We start from the raw sequence: 3,293 nt of genomic DNA on the forward strand, positions 1-3,293 counted from the left end.
CATGGATGACGCATGTTTCATCATCACGGCCCGTGTTGACGGCCGCAAAAGACAAAACCCCTACCTGCTCGCGCAGATAGGGGTTTTGCGAAATGAATCTTGACGATGACCTACTCTCACATGGGGAAACCCCACACTACCATCGGCGATGCATCGTTTCACTACTGAGTTCGGGATGGGATCAGGTGGTTCCAATGCTCTATGGTCGTCAAGAAATTCTGTAGCCAGAATGTCCAGATGGACAGCCCAGCGAATTCGGATATGCGATATATGTGGTTACGAACTTTCGGTTCTTTCGTCTTCACCACCGCAATCTGCGTTAGCAAATTGCTTGGGTGTTATATGGTCAAGCCTCACGGGCAATTAGTATTGGTTAGCTCAACGCCTCACAGCGCTTACACACCCAACCTATCAACGTCGTAGTCTTCGACGGCCCTTTAGGGGATTCAAGATCCCAGTGAGATCTCATCTTGAGGCAAGTTTCCCGCTTAGATGCTTTCAGCGGTTATCTCTTCCGAACATAGCTACCCGGCAATGCCACTGGCGTGACAACCGGAACACCAGAGGTTCGTCCACTCCGGTCCTCTCGTACTAGGAGCAGCCCCTCTCAAATCTCAAACGTCCACGGCAGATAGGGACCGAACTGTCTCACGACGTTCTAAACCCAGCTCGCGTACCACTTTAAATGGCGAACAGCCATACCCTTGGGACCGGCTTCAGCCCCAGGATGTGATGAGCCGACATCGAGGTGCCAAACACCGCCGTCGATATGAACTCTTGGGCGGTATCAGCCTGTTATCCCCGGAGTACCTTTTATCCGTTGAGCGATGGCCCTTCCATACAGAACCACCGGATCACTAAGACCTACTTTCGTACCTGCTCGACGTGTTTGTCTCGCAGTCAAGCGCGCTTTTGCCTTTATACTCTACGACCGATTTCCGACCGGTCTGAGCGCACCTTCGTACTCCTCCGTTACTCTTTGGGAGGAGACCGCCCCAGTCAAACTACCCACCATACACTGTCCTCGATCCGGATAACGGACCTGAGTTAGAACCTCAAAGTTGCCAGGGTGGTATTTCAAGGATGGCTCCATGAGAACTGGCGTCCCCACTTCAAAGCCTCCCACCTATCCTACACAAGCAAATTCAAAGTCCAGTGCAAAGCTATAGTAAAGGTTCACGGGGTCTTTCCGTCTAGCCGCGGATACACTGCATCTTCACAGCGATTTCAATTTCACTGAGTCTCGGGTGGAGACAGCGCCGCCATCGTTACGCCATTCGTGCAGGTCGGAACTTACCCGACAAGGAATTTCGCTACCTTAGGACCGTTATAGTTACGGCCGCCGTTTACCGGGGCTTCGATCAAGAGCTTCGCTTGCGCTAACCCCATCAATTAACCTTCCGGCACCGGGCAGGCGTCACACCCTATACGTCCACTTTCGTGTTTGCAGAGTGCTGTGTTTTTAATAAACAGTCGCAGCGGCCTGGTATCTTCGACCGGCATGGGCTTACGGAGCAAGTCCTTAACCCTCGCCGGCGCACCTTCTCCCGAAGTTACGGTGCCATTTTGCCTAGTTCCTTCACCCGAGTTCTCTCAAGCGCCTTGGTATTCTCTACCTAACCACCTGTGTCGGTTTGGGGTACGGTTCCCAGTTATCTGAAGCTTAGGAGCTTTTCTTGGAAGCATGGCATCAACCACTTCGTCGCCTAAAGGCAACTCGTCATCAGCTCTCGGCCTTGAGATCCCGGATTTGCCTAAGATCTCAGCCTACCACCTTAAACTTGGACAACCAACGCCAAGCTGGCCTAGCCTTCTCCGTCCCTCCATCGCAATAACTGGAAGTACAGGAATATTAACCTGTTTTCCATCGACTACGCTTTTCAGCCTCGCCTTAGGGACCGACTAACCCTGCGTCGATTAACGTTGCGCAGGAAACCTTGGTCTTTCGGCGTGGGAGTTTTTCACTCCCATTGTCGTTACTCATGTCAGCATTCGCACTTCTGATACCTCCAGCAAGCTTCTCAACTCACCTTCACAGGCTTACAGAACGCTCCTCTACCGCATCACCAAAAGGTGATACCCGTAGCTTCGGTGCATGGTTTGAGCCCCGTTACATCTTCCGCGCAGGCCGACTCGACTAGTGAGCTATTACGCTTTCTTTAAAGGGTGGCTGCTTCTAAGCCAACCTCCTAGCTGTCTAAGCCTTCCCACATCGTTTCCCACTTAACCATGACTTTGGGACCTTAGCTGACGGTCTGGGTTGTTTCCCTTTTCACGACGGACGTTAGCACCCGCCGTGTGTCTCCCATGCTCGGCACTTGTAGGTATTCGGAGTTTGCATCGGTTTGGTAAGTCGGGATGACCCCCTAGCCGAAACAGTGCTCTACCCCCTACAGTGATACATGAGGCGCTACCTAAATAGCTTTCGAGGAGAACCAGCTATCTCCGAGCTTGATTAGCCTTTCACTCCGATCCACAGGTCATCCGCTAACTTTTCAACGGTAGTCGGTTCGGTCCTCCAGTCAGTGTTACCTAACCTTCAACCTGCCCATGGATAGATCGCCCGGTTTCGGGTCTATACCCAGCGACTAAACGCCCTATTAAGACTCGCTTTCGCTACGCCTCCCCTATTCGGTTAAGCTCGCCACTGAATATAAGTCGCTGACCCATTATACAAAAGGTACGCAGTCACCTAACAAAGTAGGCTCCCACTGCTTGTACGCATACGGTTTCAGGATCTATTTCACTCCCCTCTCCGGGGTTCTTTTCGCCTTTCCCTCACGGTACTAGTTCACTATCGGTCAGTCAGTAGTATTTAGCCTTGGAGGATGGTCCCCCCATATTCAGACAAAGTTTCTCGTGCTCCGTCCTACTCGTTTTCATTGATAAGAGATTTTCGTGTACGGGGCTATCACCCACTATGGCCGCACTTTCCAGAGCGTTCCACTAATCTCAAACCAACTTAAGGGCTGGTCCCCGTTCGCTCGCCACTACTAAGGGAATCTCGGTTGATTTCTTTTCCTCAGGGTACTTAGATGTTTCAGTTCCCCTGGTTCGCCTCTTGCACCTATGTATTCAGTACAAGATACTCAGCTTATGCTGAGTGGGTTCCCCCATTCAGAGATCTCTGGATCACAGTCTGTTTGCCGACTCCCCAAAGCTTATCGCAGGCTACCACGTCTTTCATCGCCTCTGACTGCCAAGGCATCCACCGTATGCGCTTCTTCACTTGACCATATAACCCCAAGCAATCTGGTTATACTGTGAAGACGACATTCGCCGAAAATTCGTTT

The 3,293-nt window shown here is 51.5% G+C and carries 2 rRNA genes; both read right to left on the bottom strand.

The annotated features are described in order from the left end of the window. Positions 1-97: 97 nt before the first annotated feature. A 5S ribosomal RNA gene (rrf, locus tag MFF34_RS27725) occupies positions 98-213 on the bottom strand. A 129-nt stretch (positions 214-342) separates the two neighbouring features. Continuing rightward, positions 343-3,235 (bottom strand): 23S ribosomal RNA (locus tag MFF34_RS27730). Positions 3,236-3,293: the final 58 nt, after the last annotated feature.

Source organism: Pseudomonas sp. PAGU 2196, assembly GCF_022179005.1.
Taxonomy (GTDB): domain Bacteria; phylum Pseudomonadota; class Gammaproteobacteria; order Pseudomonadales; family Pseudomonadaceae; genus Aquipseudomonas; species Aquipseudomonas kermanshahensis.